Below are 21,013 nucleotides of genomic sequence, written 5' to 3' on the forward strand. Positions count from 1 at the left end.
AAAGCACTTGTCTTTTTTAGACAAGCACCTGTTTCATTTCTATTCAACGATCATCTTCATGCTGTTTATGAAGACGCAATTGATCTACAATCACAAAACCAGCCAGCAGAGATACAACATCTATAAAAATAATCCATTCACTATGAAAGAATCCTTTATATATAGAACCGCCGATCAGCATTAATGTCACAATTGCGCCGACCCATTTATTTTTCGTTACTACACTAAATAGTACAACAAGTATACATGGGAAAAATGAGGCACAAAGATACCAAATGAGAAGCATAAGCGGTCACCCGTCTCTTTTATTTAAAATCGACATTGTTAATTCTCGTAACTCTGAACGTGGAATGAAGTTTTCCGTTAACATTTCAGGGATGACGTTCTCGATAAAATCTTGAACGGACACTAAGTGATCAAACTGCATAATAGTTTCTAAAGACATTTCATAAATTTCAAAGAAAAGTGAGTCTGGATTACGCTTTTGAATTTCACCAAATGTTTCATATAACAAGTCGATTTTATCAGCTACTGCCAAAATTTGACCTTCTAAAGAATCATCTTTGCCTTCTTGCAGACGTTCTCTGTAAACATCTTGATATTCTTCCGGAAATTCTTCTCTAATAAAATTATCTACCATCTCTTCTTCCACTTGCGAGAACAATTTCTTCAAATCACGGCTGGCATATTTCACAGGCGTTTTAATATCCCCTGTAAATACTTCCGCAAAGTCATGATTCAAAGCTTTTTCATATAAACTTTTCCAATCAATTTCATTGCCATGATGTTCTTCTACTGTGGCTAAGTATTGCGCTATTTTCGTTACTTTAAATGAATGTGCTGCTACATTATGCTCAAAATACTTGAATTTACCAGGCAAGCGTATCAGCTTTTCTAAATCAGATAATCTTTTAAAATATTGATGTACACCCACGTTGAGCTCACCCCTTATCTATTTAATCAAATATTATACCCGCATACACGAATATATATCAAGCACTTTATCACGATTACTTTCAATTTTATTAAAACATTTTTCTTTTACTAGCGGAAATATAACGAATAAAGAGTTTATATTTATGAACTTTATAATAATGTATGTGGTTTTCCTTCACACAATGTCTGAAGTTGCTTTAACTTTACCATTTTTCTTTCTGTAATTTAAAGCATTTATTTCCGATTTACTTAACCTTTACATTTCACTTGAACCAATAAAAAAAAGCACCATCCTCTCAATAGAGAACAGTGCGAATCGTTTTTAAATTAGTGAATGAAGTTATAACCGCTTGCTTGACCAGCTGAAATCGTACGTGAAGTTACGACACCTGGGCCATAGCCGTAGTTCATTTCAGATACACGAACTGAACCGTCGCTGTTAACACCTTCAACATATGCTACGTGACCGTAAGCACCTGCAGAAGATTGCATGATTGAACCTGCTGCTGGAATATTGTTTACTGTGTGTCCCGCTGCTGCCGCTGCGTTTGCCCAGTTATTTGCGTTACCCCAAGTTGAACCTACTTTACCGCCTGCACGATCGAATGCGTATGAAGTACATTGTCCTGCTGTGTAAAGGTTTGCACCTGAATAGTAAGATGGTGCACTTGTTTGGTATGAAGGTGCACTATAAGACGTTGTTGGTGCACTATATGATTGTGAATAGTTATAAGATGGTGCTTCATAACTAGTGTAGCTTGTGTTATAAGCTGCATCAGCAGTGTAGTTTACAGGAGCTGATGTTGTGTGTGCTGGTGCATCATAGTTTGCTGTTGCTTGACCAGATTTTTGTTCTGTTTGTGGTACAGTTTTACCAGTATGTAACGCTTCTAAATGCGCTGCACCTTTGTCAGAAACTGCTAAAATATCGCCAGGTAAAATGATGTGTGTCACGCCTGGGTTTAATTTGTATAATTGATCTAAAGAGATTTTATGTGCTGCTGCGATTGATTTTAAAGTGTCTCCTGCTTTAACTTCTACAACGTCTGTGTCAGGTAATACTAAAGCAGTGTCTTTTTTAACTTCGTCTTGGCTTAATTTATTAAGTGATTTAATTTCATCAGTAGTAGTGGCAAACAAAGCTGCAACTTCGCTTAACTTAGCATCTTCTTTAACTACATGCGTTTGTTCTGCAGATGCAACACCATTCAATGCTGTTAATAGAGTTAATGATGATGCTGATAGTAATAAAGCTTTCTTCATTTATTATTTCATCCTTTGCTGTCATTTTTTAATCATTAATTGATAAATCCAATATAGCACAACCCTTCCGCTCTAGGTGGAATGTTATAGAGTTGTAATATAAACGTTATACTATCGTTTAATCTCTAAATCAAAGAAACTTTCTGTCAATTAAACTAAATCATTGGCACTAGTACGCTTATTAACCTTTTTAATAGGATTCTTTGTAACATAACAGTAATATTAACTCATGCATTTAACATCTAAATTTACTTTTATCAATAATGTTTTTTGTTTGATAAAAAATAAAAGACCAAAGTATATTATACTCTGGTCTTGATTTGTGACATTACGCGTCACGGTTATCCATTTGTGTACGTAAGTACGCTTCAATGAATGGCCCTATTTCTCCATCCATTACTGCGTTAACGTTACCTGTTTCTTCATTCGTACGGTGATCTTTCACCATTGAATATGGATGGAAAACATAAGAACGAATCTGACTGCCCCAGCCGATGTCTTTTTGTTCGCCTCGGATTTCAGCCATTTCTTTTTCTTGTTCTTCTAATTTCAATTGATACAATTTAGATTTCAACATTTTCATAGCCGCTTCACGGTTCTTAATTTGTGAACGTTCATTTTGGTTATTTACCACAATACCTGTTGGATGGTGGGTAATACGGATGGCAGACTCTGTTTTGTTGATGTGCTGACCACCGGCACCTGATGCTCTGAACGTATCGACTGTAATATCATCCGGGTTAATATCGATTTCGATTTCATTATTATTGAATTCAGGGATGACATCACAAGAGACGAATGACGTATGACGTCTGCCTGATGAGTCGAACGGTGAAATACGTACTAAACGATGCACACCTTTTTCAGCTTTTAAATAGCCATACGCATTATGACCTTTGATTAACAATGTCACACTTTTAACGCCCGCTTCATCACCAGGTAAATAATCTGCTACTTCTACTTTAAAGTTTTTATCTTCAGCATAGCGTTGATACATACGAAGCAACATGCTCGCCCAGTCTTGTGATTCTGTACCGCCAGCACCTGGATGCAATTCTAAGATTGCATTGTTATCATCATAAGGTCCATTTAATAATAACTGTAATTCAAATTCATCTAATTTACTTTTAAAGTTTACAGTTTCTTCTTCTAAGTCTGCTTTTAATTCTTCATCATATTCTTCTTGCAGTAATTCGTGCGTCGCGTTCATATCTTCGATTTCTGCTTCTAAATCACGATAGCCTTGCACTACTGACTTTAACGCATTATTTTTATCAATAATTTCTTGCGCTTTATTTTGATCATCCCAGAATGTCGGTTCTGTCATCATTTCTTCATATTCTTGGATGTTTGTCTCTTTTTCTTCTAAGTCAAAGAGACCCCCTAAGTTGTTCTAATTTTTCACTATAGTTCGCGATATTACGCTTAATTTCAGATAGTTCCATCTTTTTTCTCTCCTGTACATTGATTGATTAGTTTGTTCTATACTTTTCCTATTTTAGCATAACTTAGAGATATGCTTGTATGAAAAAAGAACCGACTGCCTGTAAGGAAGACCAAATTTTCTTCCTTACAATACGCAATGGTTCTTAGAAATGCATACTATTTGCCGCAGCAGTTTTTGTATTTCTTGCCGCTTCCGCATGGGCAAGGATCGTTACGGCCGACTTGGTCGCCTTTCACAATCGGTTTCGCTTTGACTTTCTCTTTACCGTCTTCAGCTGAGACATGCTGCCCTTTATACTCCTTTGCTTTATCACGTTCCACATCATCTTCTACTGTGATGACAGACTTAAGGATATATTTGCTGACATCTTCTTCGATATTCATCATCATATTATCGAAAAGTTGATGTCCTTCATTTTGATAATCACGAAGTGGGTTTTGTTGTCCGTATGAGCGTAAATGAATACCTTGACGTAATTGGTCCATCGTATCGATATGGTCTGTCCAACGACTATCGATAGAACGTAATAAAATCATACGTTCGAATTCATTAAATTGCTCAGGAATATTAGCTTTTTGTTTTTCATAAGCAGCTTCAACTTTTTCCCATACTGTATCAAAGATATCTTCTCTATCTTTACCTTTGATTTCAGAGATATCTAATTCACCTTCATGTAAGAAGACATCTTCTACATAATTAATGAATGGATCGTAATCTACTTCATCTAAGTCATCATTTACATAATAACCGATGGCGCGATCTAGTGTTGAACGCATCATTGTTTTTACAAGATCAGAACTTTCTTCATTATCGATAATGCTGTTACGTTCACCGTAAATAATTTCACGTTGCTTACGTAATACTTCGTCATATTCAAGGATACGTTTACGCGCATCGAAGTTATTACCTTCCACACGTTTTTGTGCAGACTCTACAGCACGAGAAACCATTTTAGATTCAATCGGTGTAGAATCATCCATACCTAAACGGCCCATCATATTTTGAAGACGTTCTGAACCGAAACGTACCATTAATTCGTCTTGAAGTGATAAGTAGAAACGACTTTCACCTCTGTCACCTTGACGACCAGAACGACCACGTAATTGGTCATCGATACGACGTGATTCATGACGTTCTGTACCGATAACTGCTAAACCGCCCAGTTCTTCGACACCTTCGCCAAGTTTGATATCTGTACCACGACCGGCCATGTTTGTCGCAATCGTTACAGCACCTTTTTGACCTGCAGTAGAAACGATTTCTGCTTCACGCTCATGGTTTTTCGCGTTTAAGACGTCATGACGTACGCCGCGTTTTTTCAATAACTTAGAAATATATTCACTAGTTTCAACCGCTACTGTACCTAAAAGAATCGGTTGACCTTTTTTATGTTTTTCTACAACATCTTCAACCACCGCGTCGAATTTACCTTTTTGACTAATATAAATTAAATCAGGTTTGTCGATACGTTGTACAGGACGGTTCGTCGGAATTTGCGTAACTGTCATGTTATAGATATTACGGAACTCCTCTTCCTCAGTTTTCGCTGTACCTGTCATACCAGATAATTTGTTGTACATACGGAAGAAGTTTTGGAACGTAATCGATGCCATTGTCTTAGATTCATTTTGGATTTGCACGCCTTCTTTTGCTTCAATCGCTTGATGCAACCCTTCTGAGAAACGACGACCTGGCATTGTACGACCTGTAAATTGGTCAACGATTAATACTTCACCATCTGTCACCATGTAGTCGACATCACGTTGTAGTGTATAGTTGGCACGTAATGCTGTATTGATATGTGTAATAATATCTACGTTGTTTAAATCATATAAGTTATCCAGTTTAAACATACGTTCAGCTTTATCTGCACCTTGATCTGTTAATTGAACAGATTTTGTTTTCTCATCATAGTTATAATCATCTTCAGCTTTCAACATTTTCGCGAATACGTTCGCTTGTGTGTAAAGTGAAGTTGATTTTTCTGCTTCACCAGAAATAATTAAAGGTGTACGTGCTTCGTCGATTAAGATAGAGTCGACCTCATCAATGATGGCGAAGTGAAGCGGACGCATAACACGTTCTTCTGCATAATTCACCATGTTGTCACGTAAGTAATCGAAACCAAGTTCGTTGTTAGTACTGTACGTGATATCTTCATTATAGGCTTGGCGTTTCTCCTCTGTTGATAAACTGTTTAAGTTTAATCCTACAGATAAACCTAAGAAGTTATATAACTCAGCCATTTCTTCACTTTGTACACTTGCTAAATATTCGTTGACTGTAATAACGTGTACACCGCGACCTGCTAAAGCGTTCAAATACGTCGGCATTGTCGCTGTCAACGTTTTACCTTCACCGGTTCTCATTTCTGAAATGTCACCGTTATGAATCGCGATACCACCCATGACTTGGACACGGTAAGGTGACATATTGAACACACGTTTAGCCCCTTCTCTTACTAAAGCAAAGGCTTCAGGAAGGATTTCGTCTAATATTTTATCTTGTTTAACTACATCTTCTTCAGCTTGAACTCGTTCTTTAAGTTCTTGTGTTTTATTTCTAATTTCTTCATCAGTAAGAATCGACATTTCCTCTTCTAATGCGAGTACTTTGTCCGCTTGCTTACCTAGGCGTTTAATTTCTCTCTTATTGCCGTCAACAATTTTTGATAAAAAACCCATTCTGTTCGCTCCTTTGGTATAAAAACTGTTTGGCTTACAACAATTCATCTTACCATTTATATCGTAAAAGTTACACTTATATACTCAATCTAATAGTTGATAACTCTTTATTTATAAGTATCAGTGTTTATGATTTTCTTCACTTAATCCAAAGTTTCTATTTGTGTTGTTGGTGCATTACACGTTTCAAACATATCCTCTATATTTTGACACGTTCAACTTACTGAAATCAATCAAATACAATCTTATTAATACAAACTTAATCTTTGAAATTAGTAGTCATTAAAAAAGAGACTCGCAACCTCACAGCTGCGAGCCTCTCATGAGACATTAATTATTAATTTTCAACTGTTTCAATTAAACCGTATTTTCCATCTTTTCTGCGATAAACGATGCTTGTACCATCTGTATCACGGTCTGTAAAGATGAAGAAGTCATGACCTAATAAGTCCATTTGTAATACGGCTTCTTCAGAATCCATCGGTTTTAAGCTGAATTGTTTAGAACGAATGATTTCGATTTCATCATTGTTATCTTGATCAGCAGTTTCTGGTGTAGCTGCTGGGATTGATGGGAATGGTTCTTTCTCATTCTCTTTACGTTTTTTACGATTAACGCGTGTTTTGTACTTACGCACTTGACGTTCTAATTTGTTAGTGATTAAATCAATGCCCGCATATAAATCGTCGTTTCTTTCTTCTGCACGAAGTGTCACGTCTTTAAGCGGAATTGTCACTTCAATTTTAGTGCTTGAATTGGCGTAAGTTTTTACTTTAACATGTGCATCAACGTTCGGCACATTTGTAAAGTAACGTTCTAGTTTACCAACTTTGTCCTCAATGTAATTACGAATTGCGTCTGTAATAGTGAGGTTGTCTCCATGAATTTCAAATCTAATCATAGTGATCGACTCCTTTAACCTCTATATATGTTTTGATTGGTAATGCTCACCTTTATAATAACATGTTTCAACTATCTAGCAAAAGCAAATACATCTATTTTTCCAACTTTTCTGATAAATAAAGCTTCAATCGCATGATGGGCCGTTAGCCCTGTTGTATAAATATCATCTACGAGTAAAATGCGCTTATTTTGTAAATCTACATCTTGAAATGCAGGATTAATATAAAATGGATTGAGAGCTTTGGCACGCATCGCTTTATTCAAAGTGGATTGTTTCGGTCTAACGTCTGTTTGCAGTATCAAATGATACTTAATCCCTTTTGCAGCTAAAACCATTTCTACTGGATTAAATGTTCTTTGTTGATCCCTTGCGATTGGTGAAGGAATTGGAATGATATAGTCATACTGTTGCTTCGGCAATCGAATAAGGTTTGCGATGACTTCACATAATGCCGTATCTCCAGCAATTTTATATTGATGAATCGTCTCGCGTACTTTCCCTGTATAACGGTAATCACAATAAAGTTGATGCATTAAGTTGAATTTGCGAGCTAAAAACTGACAATCTAAACAAGCTTCTTCACTTTCGTCTAACGGTTTTAAACAACGCGGACAGCGTTTTACTTTTTCTAGACGACATGCTTCAAATGCCTGTCGACAATGTTCACACAGAATTTCAGGTGATTTATAAAAATTTGCGGCAGTTAAAGGTTCCGAAAATGGAGTTAAGCATAGTTTACATTTCGGCATCCAACCACCCCTTTTGCAACCCTAATTGATTCATTTGTTTAATTTGGCGTTTGGCTTGCACCATAGATAAGGTGACCCCATTATGCAAAAACAAAACTAAGCCGCTGGTATCTTGTAATTTACGTCCTGTACGTCCTGCAATTTGAACTAAAGCTGCAGTTTGGAAACTTTGGCTGTCGATGACAATGACATCTAAATGTGCCATCGTGAAACCCCGTTCTAAAATCGTGGTCGTGAAGATAATCGGATGTTTACCTGCTCTTAAAGCTTCTACTTTCTCAAAACGTAAGGCATCTTCACTATGAACTGCCACCATGTCTTTGAAATATTTTTGATAGTGTGCCAAGGCTTGTTCCATCGCTTCAATTTGATTAAAGAAGACTAAAGTGACGCGTTGGTTTTCAAGTTGTTTTCGAAGAAGTTCGAGTAAATAGCGTTGCATGCGTTTCGGTTTGAATTTGAAGTAGTGGAATTTGGGGACGGGAAGCGGTTTACGATGATAACGCGCTGGTAAAGTAATGATATTCTCTTTTTTGAATTGTTTTAATAAACGTGAGGAAGGCGTAGCTGTCATATAAATATGACTATAAGCAGAAGCTGAGGCTTGAATGAGTGTCTGCATCAATAAAGGATCCATCGCAAGCGGAAATGCATCAACCTCATCAATATATATCACATCAAAGTGTTGTTTAAAGCGATATAATTGATGCACCGTCGCAATGACAAAATGACCTTGATACGTCTGGCTTTGTCCTTGGTACAAGACGTCTATAAGTTCACCTTTAAACGATTCGATAATACGCTTGCTGATTTCAATGACCACATCGACACGCGGTGATACAATCGCCACATTCATACCTTGTTGTCTGGCATGTTGAATTCCCGCAAACATCATTTCTGTTTTTCCTGCACCTGTTACCGCATATAGTAATAAATTTTCCTGCTGTTGAATCGCTCGAATAATATGTGAGGAAGCATAGGCTTGTTGTTCAGACAGTTCAAAGTCCAAATGATATTCTCCTGAACTAATTTGATATGCAGTTTTGGTAATATATATTGGCTTAAAGCTATCCATACGACCGAGTGATAAACAACTTCGACAATAAGTTATCGGTTGATCGTGAATTTTTGAATGATACGTATAATACTCGTCTTGATGAGGTGTTCCACATTGCTGACAATACCATTTTCCTTTGTCATTTTGTATCACACCTGGTCCTTGATAGATAATCGTTTCATCAGTCAGATGTTTCGTACTTCTGACTAACTTTCCATAATGCTTAATTGTTGTCAGTATAATCCCTCCTAAATAAAAAAAGACAAATCAAGTCACTGTTTGATACAGTGGACTTCATTTGCCCGAAAAATTGTATTTAAATTTATTATTGTTCTACATAGTCCTCTGGACGATTTTCTAAAGATGGAATACGTTTATTAGTGAAACCTAATGCGACACTGCCGACACCTAAATGGGATGCGATAACCGGACTGAAATCCGAATAGTTGATCACATAATGATCAGGGCAACGTTTTTTCAAATTCTCATAAAGTTTCAAGCCATCTTCTCTTGAATCACCATTAACGACATAGAGTGTAACCTCATCATAATCTTTAACTTTTTCTAACACACCGTCTTCAATGCGTTTGACAGCACGTTTTTTCGTACGCACTTTATCTAATGGTACAATCACGCCATCCTCGAATTTTAAGACAGGTTTCATTTTTAACAATGTACCGATAAACGCTTGTGCACCTGTAATACGGCCGCTCTTTTGTAAGTTTTTTAAGTCATCTACAACAACTTCTGCCCCTGTATGTTCACGCATCTCTAATAATTCATCGATGATTGTTTCGGGAGATGCACCTTCTCTTACGCGTTCAGCAGCATAAACCACATATCCGCCTAAAATCATACCTGATAATTTTGAATCGAATGTGTGCACGTTAATGCCTTCGACCATTTCGCCAGCTTGTGTTGCTGATTGGTATGTACCACTGATACCTGCTGATAAGAACAAACCGATAACATCTGTATATCCTTCATCTTTGAGTTTCTCATATTCTTCTACGACTTTACCAATAGCAGGCTGACTCGTTGTCGGAATTTGCGTTTCTGAACGCATACGCTGATATAATTCACTTGGTTGAATATCCTCTCTTTCAATAAAGGAATCTCCATTTTCAAATATCACACTTAATGGTACAACCGAAATATCATATTCATCTAATAAAGCTTGTGTTAATGATGTTGTAGAATCCGTCATTACAGCAATCTTCATGATTTTCCTCCTCAAATATACTCATTGTCAATCATACCCTATTTTATTAAAAAAGAAAATTGATTCTTCCATTTAGAAAAAATATCCGGAGCATGTATAATAGAAGCAAAGACAAGCATTTCTATTGTCATAGGAACTAGTTAAAGGATGTCATAAAATGGAGAATCATATTATTACGATTAAACAAGAATACGTGATTGAAAATGTGATTAACAAGTCACGTTTTATCGCTCATATTAAGCCAGTAGAAAGTGAAGATGAGGCAAAAGCTTTTATTGATGAAGTTAAAAAAGAACATCGCGATGCCACACATAACTGTTCAGCGTATACCATCGGCGATAGTATGTTGATTCAAAAAGCAAATGACGATGGAGAACCAAGTGGTACAGCTGGCGTACCAATGTTAGAAATTCTAAAAAAACTTGAGACACATAATACTGCAGCTGTAGTGACACGTTACTTCGGCGGCATCAAACTTGGTACAGGCGGCTTAATCAGAGCGTACAGTGGCGCCGTTCGTGATGCGATCAAAGAAGGCGGACGTGTTGAATTACGTAATGCGATACCCACTACAGTTACAATCAGTTATGAACAGACAGGTAAATTCGAATACGAACTGCAATCAACAAACTTCATTTTAAGAGATACGATGTATACAGATAAAGTGAGTTACCGTATCGATGTATTAGAAGATGATTACGAAGACTTTATCAACTTTTTAAATCGAATTACTGCAGGTACATTCGAATTAGATGAAGAACAAGTAACGCGCCTGCCTTTCGATATTGAAACAAATTAGATAAAAAAAACCGCTTGAATTTCACAAGACGAAACTCAAGCGGTTTTTTTATGTGATTTTACATATTATTCTTTGTCGTGTCTGCTGCCACGTTTCTCAAGCATACTCAATAACGGACGATAATTGTCATCAATTAATCCTGTAAATTCTACAATCAATTCAATCGTGACTAGAATTAGGATCAACATCATCACAACGCCCCATGGTTGTGATAAGTATAAAATAACACTTGAGATACTGAACATAATCGCAATCGAATAAATTAAAAACACGGTTTGACGGTGTGTATAACCAAGTTTTAATAACTTGTGATGTAAATGCGATTTATCCGGCTGCATAATACGTTGTCCCTTTTTCGCTCTTCTGATCATCGCAAATAATGTATCGATAAACGGTACGGCTAAAATCACCATCGGGAACAGTAACGAGAAGAAAGTAATATTCTTGAACCCGAGTAAAGAAACAAAGCTGATAATAAAGCCGAGTTGTAGTGAGCCGCTGTCTCCTAAGAAAATCTTTGCGGGATGTGAATTATAAAATAAACAGCCGAGCAACGAACCAATCATGACTGAACAAATCATCATGATAAAAATATCCGCTTGTAATATCGCAATAAAGCCAATCGTCATAAATGCGATAGTTGAAACCCCTGCGGCTAAACCATCTAGCCCATCGATTAAGTTAATCGCATTGGTAATCGCAATAATCCAAAAAACAGTAATCGGAATACTTAAAATACCGAACTGAATCGTGCCTGGAACGAACGGCAATTGAATAAAGTCAATTGTGACACCGTGATACACTACGACTAACGCAGCTAAAATCTGACCTGCAAGTTTGTACAACGGCTTTAAATCATGCACATCATCAATTAAACCGACAAAATACATAATCATCGTTCCAAGAATTAAAGGAATAATCTCACGTTCAATAGGATGACCAATCCAAATTCCTAAAATAAACGCAAAGAGTATCACCGTTCCCCCTAGTACAGAAACAGGTTTCGTGTGCACTTTTCGATAATTCGGCTTATCCATAATATCCAGCTTTTTGGATATTTTAATCACAATCGGCGTCAAAATCACACTTACCGCCATGGTAACTAATATCAGTAAAAGTGTTATCATTTTATATCCATTGCCAAAATACTGTTCAATCTATGTCATACTTAAAGAGAACACGCTGTTATCTGCCTTTTGACAAGGGAACCTCCCTTCAATACTCATATGTATACAATATCAATAATCTATTTTAACACGAATTATTGATTATTGTAGTAGATTATAATAACAGTTATCAATGTTTCAGATGACAAAATGTATATTTTCACTTACAATAACTAAGTGGTTATACAAAGGAGCAGATCAATTATGATTGAAGCTATCATTTACAATACTTCGGTGACTGTTGCAGGTATCTATCTCTTTCATAGACTGCAATATTCAGAAACGAAACAAATGAAGTTTTCACAAACTTATGTCACGATTCTTATGACTGTCGTCGCACTTTTACTTGCGGCCTATCCGATACCAGTTCATAATTATTTACTTTATTTAACATTTGTGCCGCTCTTATTCTTAGGACGTTATACAAACGTCTTCTTTACTATGGTGGCTGCAGCTATTATTTTTGTCGTAGATGTTTTCGTTTACGGCGATCCTTTGGCATATAATATTGCTTTATTAATTATCGCCTTAGCTGTAAGCATCATCGGACCCTTTATCAAACAAAATGATATTGTGTCTCTTCAAATCTTGAACGTCGTAAGTTTAGTTATCTTAAGTGTCGTTTCAATGATTACGCACTTCTATACATTACAAGAAATTATATACTTAATTCCGATATCATTTATCGTTACTATCGCATCTTCCATTATCTTTGTAGATATTTGGCGTTTCTTCACACTTGTCCAACGATATGAAAACGAAGAACGTTATGATTATTTAACTGGACTTGGCAATGTAAAAGAATTTGATCGTCATTTAAATAAAATGACAGACAAAGCAGATGATAAAAATACAAGTTTAGGTTTACTTTTAATTGATATCGACGGCTTCAAAGATGTAAACGATGCCTTTACGCACCGTTCAGGAGACGCAGTCTTAAAACAAATCTCACAACTATTAATCAACTATGTGCCACCGAACATGAAAATATTCAGAAACGGCGGCGAAGAATTCTCAGTAGTACTGCTTGGTTATTCACTTGACCAAAGTGTGAAACTGGCTGAAAGTATTCGTGCAGGCGTGGAACAATCAACATTCCACTTACCGAATAAAGAAGTCATCAAACTCTCTGTATCTATCGGTATCGGTTATTTAACCGCAGACGATTACAAATCACAACGTAAAGTCTTTAAAGATGCAGATGATATGTTGCATATGGCTAAAAATGAAGGGCGTAACCAAGTGATGTTTAACCCAATTGTTAAATAAACCATTTGTTTCAAAAAATGACATATTGAGACAAGAATCTATTACGGTTCTTGTCTCTTTTTTTCATTTCTATTGCAATCATCGATGTTCTATTGCAACTTTTTACTGTTCCCTGTAAACTTTCAAGTGTCAACAAAATCAAACGAGAAGGAGCGCAAAAAGGTGCCTGAAGAAGCAATTACCATAATAGATGAGAACAAAGTGATAGACGTTGTACTCACTGCAGGAAAGATATTACTTGAAAGCGGCGCAGAAACATATCGTGTTGAAGATACGATGTCTCGCATCGCTTATAGTTTTGGTTTAGATAATACCAACAGTTTCGTGTCGAATACTGCGATTATATTCTCATTAAACGACCGAACGAACACACGATTGATTCGTGTGCGTGATAGAACAACGGACTTAGAAAAAATTGCCCTAGCCAATAATATTTCACGTAAAATCGCTAAAAATGAACTAACGATTGATGAAGCAAAATCAGAATTGATTCATTTAGAACATGCTTCACTGCAATATTCATATTTAACTAAATTTTTAGCCGCTTCTATTGCCTGTGGATTTTTCTTATTTATGTTTGGAGGCGTTGCACAAGATTCCATTTTTGCCATTTTGGCGGGTGCAGGTGCTTTCTTAACATTCGATTTCGTTCAACGTTTTATTCAAATCAAATTCTTTTCTGAGTTTATCAGTGCCATTGTTGTCATTAGTGTCGCCGCCATCAGTCATAAACTCGGACTGTCCATCAACCAAGATATTATTACCATTTCAGGGGTCATGGTCTTAGTACCAGGTATTTTAATCACTAATGCAATCAGAGATTTAATGGCCGGTGAATTGCTTGCTGGGATGTCACGCGGTATGGAAGCTGCATTGACTGCCTTTGCGATTGGTGCCGGTGTTGCGATTATTTTACTCTTCTTTTAAGAAAGGCGTGTTACAGAATTGATCTTACATTATTTATTTCACTTTGTTATCAGCTTTTGTTCTACATTGCTATTTTCAATCCTATTTAACGCGCCGCGTAAACAATTGCCGGCATGCGGTTATGTAGGCGCAATGGGATGGACCATCTACATCATTTCGATGGATTTGAACTCAGGTAAAGTGGCTGCTTCTTTCCTAGGCAGCTTTATCTTAGCAATTATGAGTCATGCGATGGCAAAACGTTATTTCCAACCTGTCATTATCTTTATTGTGCCAGGTATCATTCCCCTTGTACCTGGGGGCGCTGCGTATGAAGCCACACGTTTCCTAGTCACAAATCAATATACCCATGCAGTCAACACCTTTTTAGAGGTTACCTTGATTTCAGGTGCCATTGCTTTTGGTATATTATGTGCAGAAATCAGTTACCATATTTATAATCGTATTAGAATCAACTATGGTAAAATGAAAGGTAAATCCTATAGGAAACAATTTAACATGAATAATAGAGGTTAAGGGGTGCATATCAAGTGAAAGAACAATTAATCGACAGACTGAAACGTTATGCGGAGATTGATACACAATCTAATCCAGACTCAGAAGCAACACCATCAACTGAGAAACAATGGGATTTGTTAAATGTTTTAAAGCAAGAATTAGAAAATCTTGGTTTAGAAACAGACTTAGATGATAATGGCTATTTATTTGCGACATTAGAAAGCAATATCGCAAAAGAAGTACCGACTGTAGGCTTTTTAGCTCATGTGGATACTTCACCAGACTTTAATGCGACAAATGTTAAGCCGCAAATCATTGAAAACTACGACGGCAAGCCAATTCAACTCGGCGATACGGACCGCGAATTAAACCAAACTGTCTTCCCTGCTTTAAAATCAGTAGAAGGCCACACTTTAATGATTACAGACGGTACATCATTACTTGGCGCAGACGATAAAGCGGGTGTTGCTGAAATTATGACTGCTTTAAACTATTTAGTTGAACATCCAGAAGTGAAACACGGACGTATCCGTGTCGCATTTACGCCAGATGAAGAAATCGGACGCGGGCCTCATAAATTCGATGTAGCTCGTTTCGGGGCTGACTTTGCCTATACAATGGACGGCAGTCAATATGGCGAATTACAATTTGAGAGCTTTAACGCAGCTGAAGCAACGATTACTTGTCATGGTGTCAATGTACATCCAGGTTCTGCGAAAGATGTCATGGTTAATGCGATTAAATTAGGCGAACGCTTCGATAGTCAATTACCACAAGATGAAGTGCCAGAAGAAACAGAAGGCTATGAAGGTTTCTTCCACTTGATGAACTTCAATGGTACAACTGAAAAAGCTCAACTGAAATATATCGTACGTGATCACGACCGCAATCGCTTTGAAGCACGTAAAGCATTACTTGAAGATATTAAAAATGAAATTAACGCAGATTATTCAAATGATCCAGTTGAAGTAGAAGTCCATGACCAATACTTCAATATGGCTGAAAAAATCAATGAAGTACCTGAAGTCATCGAGATTCCAAAACGTGTCTTCAAACAATTAGATATTGAACCTAATACCGAACCGATTCGCGGTGGTACAGACGGCTCACAACTATCATTTATGGGCCTACCGACACCAAACATCTTCACAGGTTGCGATAACTTCCATGGTCCATTCGAATACGCTTCTATCGATGTCATGGAAAAAGCAGTACAAGTGATTGTAGGTATCGCAGAAGAAGTAGGCAATACCGAAGCATAATACAACTTTAACGTTACTAAAGAGACGTCACTATGTACGTATAAATATTAAAATGGCTGAACCTAAATTACAAAGGGTTCAGCCATTTTTGATTATTCATTTAAGATTATTAGTTGATTATGCTTTTGTTTGTGAATTTTGCGTATTGAATGTTGTTGTTAGGAGCTTTAAAGCTTGGACAGCGTAGAAGCGGATTTGTAAACCGGCTTCAAAACTTGTATAGCGCTTCGGCATTGTCATAAATAAGTTGAACATACCAGTAACACCTAACGCTTCATAACGATCGAATTTATCTGCTGTCGCATTAATCGCAATGCAAGGCTTATGATATTTTGTCGCAAGCTCTGCAATTCTTAATGATGTTGTTTCTAATAAATGATCTTGTTCATTGATACCTTCACCGAACATAATTAAATCTGCTTGTTCAATCAAGTTTTCTAAGTGCGTAATTTGATCCACTAAGCTATGACTTGTTAGAACTTCTGCGTTATAAAGTGCAGCTAAGACAGCCGCAATACCGCCACCTGCACCACCGCGTTCTACTGTACTTGTCACCGTACGTGTTTCATTTTTTAAGATTTCGCTGAAATACCAAACTAAATTATCAATTGTCGCAGCTTCTTCTCTAGAAATCTCTAACAATTTATAAACTTGCATGATTTCACTTTCTTTACCATACATCTTGCTGGCAAAGTCAGAGACGAGTTGGATACGCGTTTCTTTTAATCGTTGGTCAAGGCCTGAGAAGTCTACACGCCGAATGTATTTTAATACGCCTACGCCTTCTTTCGCATCGACAGGTTCACCTTCATCGTTGTAATATTTGGCACCTAACGCTTGCAGCATACCAGCACCGCCGTCAAAACTTGCGATATTACCGAGTGAAATCACTAAATGCTTGGCATCATTATCTAATGCTGCCGCAATCAATTCACCTAAACCATAGCTGGTACGCTCTGTCAGCGGTCGATTCCCTTGTAAGAATAAATCCGCTTCAATAATCGTCATGCCGCTCTCAGTCTTACCATAAACACCTTCAACTTGTTTCATATCTGCATCATGGACATTCACACGATATTTCGTGCCAGACTGCCATAAGAAGACAGAGTCCATCAATTCATGACGCCCATTGAACAGCGGCACTTGGACAATATCCGCTTCTTCAATTTGACTAGCGACCGCTTCTTCTACATATCGATTCGCCTCATAACTTGAAACGATTCCATTAAATTCATCCATTGCGACTAATACTCTCATTTTGTCACCTCAAATAAAGTTTCCCAATGTTTGTTTAATTCACTTAAATATTATACAGGGCTTATTTCAAAAAACCTACTGTAACGCCTAATGCTTGTTTTGCTTTAAATTAAAAAAACTCCAAGCTTTCAGATTGTGTTGGAAACATATACCCTTCATGTCCAACGTCTAAAAGCATGGAGTCCGCTTTTTACTTTATGTTATTAGTGCTTGTGTCCCCTGACAAGCAAGTTTACTCTTCAGCTTGTGCAAGTGAAGTCACATTAATGTCATCATGACTTGCATGCCATTTAACTTCACCATCAACAAAATAAAAAGCTTGTGGCGATTCATGCTTCACGCCAGTTTGTTCTGCAATGTAATCAGATACATCTCTTTGTTCTTGCACAATTAAATAATACCCATCGATATCACGTTCATATAAGAATTTATTGAACTGATCGTAAGCATTTGCTGAAATTGGGCAAGTGTTACTGTGTTTCATAATAAATACATATTTGTTGTCGTTAATTACTTGTTTAAACTGGTCAATTGAAGTCAGCTTTGTAGCCATTCTATTCACCTCTAAAAATATTTATCACCTAAAGTGATAGTCCCATTCATTCCATTTCCTATTTCAATGTGTCTAATTATACACACTTTATATTTCAATGTTAACCAAAATACTAATATTTTTCTTGCTTTTTTCAATCATTCTGATGTACATCGTTCTTTAAGCCCTTGAAATCATTACGGAATTGATGGTGGTACTTATCTAATTCATTCCCTGTTAAAGGAGTTTTATTCATATCATATTGCTCCAATTTACGGCTGATGTCAATGGTTCTTTGTCGTGTCTCGTAATAATTTTGCAGACTATAATACATTTCGATTGCGGTCTGATGCGCTTTTGCAGTCTTTTCTTCTGATACACTTGCTTGATTCAACTCTTCAATTTGTTTGCTGATTAAAGGTTGAATTTTTTCTTTGATGACTGTTTTAGTGTTTTGAGGATTGTCAGCATCTAAATATTTCTTCGCAATCTTCTGCAACTCCTTATTATGATGTTTTAATTTACTTGTAAATTTATCTATACTCTCAGTTTCACCATTTTGACGTGCTTCTGTTACTTGCTTCTCTAAAAGTGCACGATTCTTCTCAAATAATCTCGTGTAATTTAAAATATCTTCATTCGCTTTGATGGATTGATTACATAAATGTACGAAGCTGCGAATATCTTTTAATGCTTTTTCTTGTTGGTCTACCTCATGCAAATACGTGTGACGTAATTGTTTCACCTTTTTAGTTTCTGCAGGAAGCTGTTTTGCGGCTTTTTTATAAGATTTAAAGGCCGGCATTAATTTCTTATCGATATCTTTCTCCATTTGTTGAAAGTCTGTTTTGTTTCTATCTGTTAAATCTGATTTGCTTAATTCACTTAAACGATTTAAATGAATATCATCCATGACTTGTTTAACATGTTTCTCTTCTTTATCCACTTCATGCTTCGCTTTTTCAAAGTGATTTAAATCTGACTGTGTTTTACTATTGCATGCCGCAAGAGACAGCGTTAGACAAACAATCGTTATTGCGAGAAGCCATTTTTTCACATTGTCCACTCCTGTCTTTTTATCTGTATAGTTTGCATGATTAATGTTTGAGTATGTCAGAATTCATAATATAATACTTTTAGAACTTTTACAAAGGACGGTTGAATATGTATTCTAAAACGCAGCCCTTAATCAAAGATAGGCAAGCGCTTCAAAATTATCAAAATCAATTTCAAGAGTTAAGCGACTTATTACTCAGTCTACTTAATACACCTGTTAAGACAGTCCACCATATCGGCGGTACTGCACATTTTAATTATCCAACAGAACCGATTTTAGATTTATTAGTCGGCGTTACTAATTTACATGATATTACAGCTTTAGATGAAAAACGATTAAATTATGCTGGTTTCTATCGCTTGCACCACCGTTATAAGAAAAAAGTAGTAATGGCGCAATTCAATAATATGAAAGAACTTAAACAAATCGTTCGTCTGCACATATTACAAATTGAATCTGATCAATATGACCACTATTTAACGATGCAAGAGGCTTTAACCCATAATTCTGAGTTACAAGCAGAATTTGCAGAAGCAAAACAAGCTTTACATGCTAAATCAGAGACTATTCGTGACTATGAAACAGGTAAATCAGCTTTGTTTGAAAAGTTGTCACGAAGATACGGGTTGAATTAAGCGGATTGTATTTCACAAAAAGCCTGTTTCATTGCTATAATAAGAAAGTGAAAATAATTGAAAGGGAGTTCTATCGTTGCACAAAGATGACATTCTTACAGAACTGAAAAAAGTTCTGCCAGAAGAAATTATTAAAGTTGATGAACCATTAAAACGCTATACTTATACGCAAACAGGAGGAAATGCTGACTTCTATCTCAGTCCGACAACTTTTGAAGAAGTTCAAGCCATCAATCACATTGCTAGAATCAACAACATTCCTGTCACTTATTTAGGCAACGGCTCTAATATTATTATTCGTGAAGGCGGTATTCGCGGGATTGTATTGAGCCTATTGTCTATGGATTATATTAAAGTTGAAGATAATGTCATAATTGCAGGAAGCGGTGCAGCGATTATTGATGTCTCCCGTACTGCACGTGATGAATCTTTAACTGGCTTAGAGTTTGCTTGCGGTATCCCAGGATCAATTGGCGGTGCTGTCTTTATGAATGCCGGTGCTTATGGCGGCGAAGTCCGTGATTGTATTGATTATGCGGTATGTGTTAATGAACGCGGTGAACTTGTACAACTTACACGTGATGAATTAGAACTTGGCTACCGAAGCAGTATTGTTCAAAAACAACACTTGGTTGTGCTAGAAGCTGCATTTAACTTAACACCTGGCAAACAAGATGAAATCCAAGCCGTTATGGACGATCTAACAGAACGTCGTGAGTCTAAACAACCTCTTGAATATCCTTCATGCGGCAGTGTTTTCCAAAGACCACCAGGCCACTTTGCGGGTAAATTAATTCAAGACTCTGACTTACAAGGCCACCGTATCGGCGGTGTTGAAGTTTCAACGAAACATGCTGGATTTATGGTCAATGTTGATAACGGTACTGCGACAGATTATGAAGACTTGATTCACCATGTACAACAAGTCGTTAAAGAAAAATTTGATGTCGAATTGCATCCAGAAGTACGTGTTATTGGTGATCATCCAGAAGATGAATAATAAACATCATACCGTTCATGGTATCGGTCTAGACAATGAGACGCGTTGTACGCATTACCATACACCTGTTGATGTTATCGCCATTAAATTCAAATGCTGTAATAAATTCTATGCATGTATTCATTGCCATAATGAATCAGAAGAACATGCACCTGTGCTATGGTCAAAATCAGAATTCGATGAACATGCGATTTTATGTGGTGTATGTGACACCACATTGTCAATCAAGGAATATATGGAAACAGACCATTGTCCGCACTGTGGTGCGCAATTCAATCCCAGATGCGCTGCACATTATCCTTTATACTTTGACGTTTAAAGTAACAGTATACAAATTAATGACAATTTA

At 36.8% G+C, this 21,013-nt stretch carries 21 protein-coding genes; 8 read left to right on the forward strand and 13 right to left on the reverse strand.

Features of this window, described 5'->3' with window-relative positions:
- Window positions 1-43: 43 nt before the first annotated feature.
- The 9 genes from HMPREF2937_RS04110 to fakB1 all read right to left on the reverse strand — a co-directional run bounded on the left by HMPREF2937_RS04110 (window position 44) and on the right by fakB1 (window position 10,262).
- Window positions 44-286 (reverse strand): CsbA family protein, encoded by a 243-nt coding sequence (locus tag HMPREF2937_RS04110; RefSeq protein ID WP_023015372.1) that lies wholly within the window; start codon window positions 284-286, stop codon window positions 44-46.
- Between the two features lie 6 nt (window positions 287-292).
- Complete coding sequence (locus HMPREF2937_RS04115) at window positions 293-934, reverse strand: YfbR-like 5'-deoxynucleotidase (protein WP_002481547.1); 642 nt, start codon at window positions 932-934, stop codon at window positions 293-295.
- 329 nt (window positions 935-1,263) lie between these two features.
- Window positions 1,264-2,199 carry a COG3942 and LysM peptidoglycan-binding domain-containing protein gene (locus tag HMPREF2937_RS04120; protein ID WP_070864088.1) on the reverse strand — a complete coding sequence of 312 codons (936 nt, stop codon included), beginning with the start codon at window positions 2,197-2,199 and terminating at the stop codon, window positions 1,264-1,266.
- A 328-nt stretch (window positions 2,200-2,527) separates the two neighbouring features.
- Window positions 2,528-3,644 (reverse strand): peptide chain release factor 2 gene (gene prfB / locus HMPREF2937_RS04125; protein ID WP_142351402.1). Its coding sequence is split into 2 segments (ribosomal slippage): window positions 2,528-3,571 and window positions 3,573-3,644, totalling 1,116 coding nucleotides; the frame shifts between segments, so codons are not numbered across the junction.
- Between the two features lie 157 nt (window positions 3,645-3,801).
- A complete protein-coding gene (gene secA / locus HMPREF2937_RS04130) occupies window positions 3,802-6,330 on the reverse strand; it encodes a preprotein translocase subunit SecA (RefSeq protein WP_023015375.1) in 2,529 nt (842 codons plus the stop codon).
- A gap of 337 nt (window positions 6,331-6,667) precedes the next feature.
- A complete protein-coding gene (gene hpf / locus HMPREF2937_RS04135; protein WP_002481543.1) occupies window positions 6,668-7,231 on the reverse strand; it encodes a ribosome hibernation-promoting factor, HPF/YfiA family in 564 nt (187 codons plus the stop codon).
- Between the two features lie 71 nt (window positions 7,232-7,302).
- On the reverse strand, window positions 7,303-7,983 hold the full coding sequence (locus HMPREF2937_RS04140) for a ComF family protein (RefSeq protein WP_070864089.1): 681 nt from the start codon (window positions 7,981-7,983) through the stop codon (window positions 7,303-7,305).
- Window positions 7,970-9,277: a DEAD/DEAH box helicase family protein gene (locus tag HMPREF2937_RS04145; protein ID WP_083326913.1), complete on the reverse strand. Its 1,308-nt coding sequence runs from the start codon at window positions 9,275-9,277 to the stop codon at window positions 7,970-7,972. The genes HMPREF2937_RS04140 and HMPREF2937_RS04145 overlap by 14 nt, the downstream gene beginning before the upstream one ends.
- A gap of 88 nt (window positions 9,278-9,365) precedes the next feature.
- Window positions 9,366-10,262 (reverse strand): fatty acid kinase binding subunit FakB1, encoded by an 897-nt coding sequence (fakB1, locus tag HMPREF2937_RS04150; RefSeq protein ID WP_002481540.1) that lies wholly within the window; start codon window positions 10,260-10,262, stop codon window positions 9,366-9,368.
- A gap of 157 nt (window positions 10,263-10,419) precedes the next feature.
- Here fakB1 and HMPREF2937_RS04155 point away from each other — a divergent pair, with 157 nt between their 5' ends.
- Window positions 10,420-11,061: a YigZ family protein gene (locus HMPREF2937_RS04155; RefSeq protein ID WP_002481539.1), complete on the forward strand. Its 642-nt coding sequence runs from the start codon at window positions 10,420-10,422 to the stop codon at window positions 11,059-11,061.
- A gap of 65 nt (window positions 11,062-11,126) precedes the next feature.
- Here HMPREF2937_RS04155 and HMPREF2937_RS04160 read toward each other — a convergent pair whose 3' ends face one another.
- Window positions 11,127-12,188: a glycosyltransferase family 4 protein gene (locus HMPREF2937_RS04160; protein WP_070864091.1), complete on the reverse strand. Its 1,062-nt coding sequence runs from the start codon at window positions 12,186-12,188 to the stop codon at window positions 11,127-11,129.
- A gap of 243 nt (window positions 12,189-12,431) precedes the next feature.
- On the opposite strand from HMPREF2937_RS04160, the gene HMPREF2937_RS04165 reads away from it, so the two are divergent.
- The 4 genes from HMPREF2937_RS04165 (at window position 12,432) to pepT (ending at window position 16,183) form a co-directional block, all read left to right on the forward strand.
- Window positions 12,432-13,496 carry a GGDEF domain-containing protein GdpS gene (locus HMPREF2937_RS04165; RefSeq protein ID WP_023015380.1) on the forward strand — a complete coding sequence of 355 codons (1,065 nt, stop codon included), beginning with the start codon at window positions 12,432-12,434 and terminating at the stop codon, window positions 13,494-13,496.
- Between the two features lie 162 nt (window positions 13,497-13,658).
- A complete protein-coding gene (locus HMPREF2937_RS04170; protein WP_002481536.1) occupies window positions 13,659-14,423 on the forward strand; it encodes a threonine/serine exporter family protein in 765 nt (254 codons plus the stop codon).
- A 21-nt stretch (window positions 14,424-14,444) separates the two neighbouring features.
- On the forward strand, window positions 14,445-14,939 hold the full coding sequence (locus HMPREF2937_RS04175; RefSeq protein WP_031262607.1) for a threonine/serine exporter family protein: 495 nt from the start codon (window positions 14,445-14,447) through the stop codon (window positions 14,937-14,939).
- A gap of 14 nt (window positions 14,940-14,953) precedes the next feature.
- Window positions 14,954-16,183, forward strand: a complete 1,230-nt coding sequence (gene pepT, locus HMPREF2937_RS04180; RefSeq protein WP_070864092.1) for a peptidase T — start codon at window positions 14,954-14,956, stop codon at window positions 16,181-16,183.
- Between the two features lie 117 nt (window positions 16,184-16,300).
- On the opposite strand, the gene HMPREF2937_RS04185 is transcribed toward pepT, so the two are convergent.
- The 3 genes from HMPREF2937_RS04185 to HMPREF2937_RS04195 all read right to left on the reverse strand — a co-directional run bounded on the left by HMPREF2937_RS04185 (window position 16,301) and on the right by HMPREF2937_RS04195 (window position 19,029).
- Window positions 16,301-17,440 (reverse strand): glycerate kinase, encoded by a 1,140-nt coding sequence (locus tag HMPREF2937_RS04185; protein WP_070864093.1) that lies wholly within the window; start codon window positions 17,438-17,440, stop codon window positions 16,301-16,303.
- A gap of 232 nt (window positions 17,441-17,672) precedes the next feature.
- Window positions 17,673-17,993 carry a bacillithiol system redox-active protein YtxJ gene (gene ytxJ / locus HMPREF2937_RS04190; RefSeq protein WP_002481532.1) on the reverse strand — a complete coding sequence of 107 codons (321 nt, stop codon included), beginning with the start codon at window positions 17,991-17,993 and terminating at the stop codon, window positions 17,673-17,675.
- A gap of 133 nt (window positions 17,994-18,126) precedes the next feature.
- Complete coding sequence (locus HMPREF2937_RS04195; protein WP_002481531.1) at window positions 18,127-19,029, reverse strand: EMYY motif lipoprotein; 903 nt, start codon at window positions 19,027-19,029, stop codon at window positions 18,127-18,129.
- Between the two features lie 107 nt (window positions 19,030-19,136).
- Here HMPREF2937_RS04195 and HMPREF2937_RS04200 point away from each other — a divergent pair, with 107 nt between their 5' ends.
- The 3 genes from HMPREF2937_RS04200 (at window position 19,137) to HMPREF2937_RS04210 (ending at window position 20,983) form a co-directional block, all read left to right on the forward strand.
- Window positions 19,137-19,664 carry a GrpB family protein gene (locus tag HMPREF2937_RS04200; protein WP_070864094.1) on the forward strand — a complete coding sequence of 176 codons (528 nt, stop codon included), beginning with the start codon at window positions 19,137-19,139 and terminating at the stop codon, window positions 19,662-19,664.
- Between the two features lie 76 nt (window positions 19,665-19,740).
- Window positions 19,741-20,664: a UDP-N-acetylmuramate dehydrogenase gene (gene murB, locus HMPREF2937_RS04205; RefSeq protein ID WP_023015383.1), complete on the forward strand. Its 924-nt coding sequence runs from the start codon at window positions 19,741-19,743 to the stop codon at window positions 20,662-20,664.
- Complete coding sequence (locus HMPREF2937_RS04210) at window positions 20,657-20,983, forward strand: CHY zinc finger protein (RefSeq protein WP_070864095.1); 327 nt, start codon at window positions 20,657-20,659, stop codon at window positions 20,981-20,983. Before murB ends, HMPREF2937_RS04210 begins: the two co-directional genes overlap by 8 nt.
- Window positions 20,984-21,013: the final 30 nt, after the last annotated feature.

It is taken from the genome of Staphylococcus sp. HMSC061G12, from assembly GCF_001838465.1.
Classification (GTDB): Bacteria; Bacillota; Bacilli; order Staphylococcales; family Staphylococcaceae; genus Staphylococcus; species Staphylococcus simulans.

Bases quoted from the DNA above. Each gene is read 5' to 3' on its own strand.
- HMPREF2937_RS04200 (WP_070864094.1), top strand. From the start codon at position 19,137: ATGTATTCTAAAACGCAGCCCTTAATCAAAGATAGGCAAGCGCTTCAA.
- secA (WP_023015375.1), bottom strand. From the start codon at position 6,330: ATGGGTTTTTTATCAAAAATTGTTGACGGCAATAAGAGAGAAATTAAA.
- HMPREF2937_RS04155 (WP_002481539.1), top strand. From the start codon at position 10,420: ATGGAGAATCATATTATTACGATTAAACAAGAATACGTGATTGAAAAT.
- HMPREF2937_RS04120 (WP_070864088.1), bottom strand. From the start codon at position 2,199: ATGAAGAAAGCTTTATTACTATCAGCATCATCATTAACTCTATTAACA.
- ytxJ (WP_002481532.1), bottom strand. From the start codon at position 17,993: ATGGCTACAAAGCTGACTTCAATTGACCAGTTTAAACAAGTAATTAAC.
- HMPREF2937_RS04110 (WP_023015372.1), bottom strand. From the start codon at position 286: ATGCTTCTCATTTGGTATCTTTGTGCCTCATTTTTCCCATGTATACTT.
- HMPREF2937_RS04160 (WP_070864091.1), bottom strand. From the start codon at position 12,188: ATGATAACACTTTTACTGATATTAGTTACCATGGCGGTAAGTGTGATT.
- HMPREF2937_RS04185 (WP_070864093.1), bottom strand. From the start codon at position 17,440: ATGAGAGTATTAGTCGCAATGGATGAATTTAATGGAATCGTTTCAAGT.
- fakB1 (WP_002481540.1), bottom strand. From the start codon at position 10,262: ATGAAGATTGCTGTAATGACGGATTCTACAACATCATTAACACAAGCT.
- HMPREF2937_RS04140 (WP_070864089.1), bottom strand. From the start codon at position 7,983: ATGCCGAAATGTAAACTATGCTTAACTCCATTTTCGGAACCTTTAACT.
- hpf (WP_002481543.1), bottom strand. From the start codon at position 7,231: ATGATTAGATTTGAAATTCATGGAGACAACCTCACTATTACAGACGCA.
- HMPREF2937_RS04210 (WP_070864095.1), top strand. From the start codon at position 20,657: ATGAATAATAAACATCATACCGTTCATGGTATCGGTCTAGACAATGAG.
- HMPREF2937_RS04165 (WP_023015380.1), top strand. From the start codon at position 12,432: ATGATTGAAGCTATCATTTACAATACTTCGGTGACTGTTGCAGGTATC.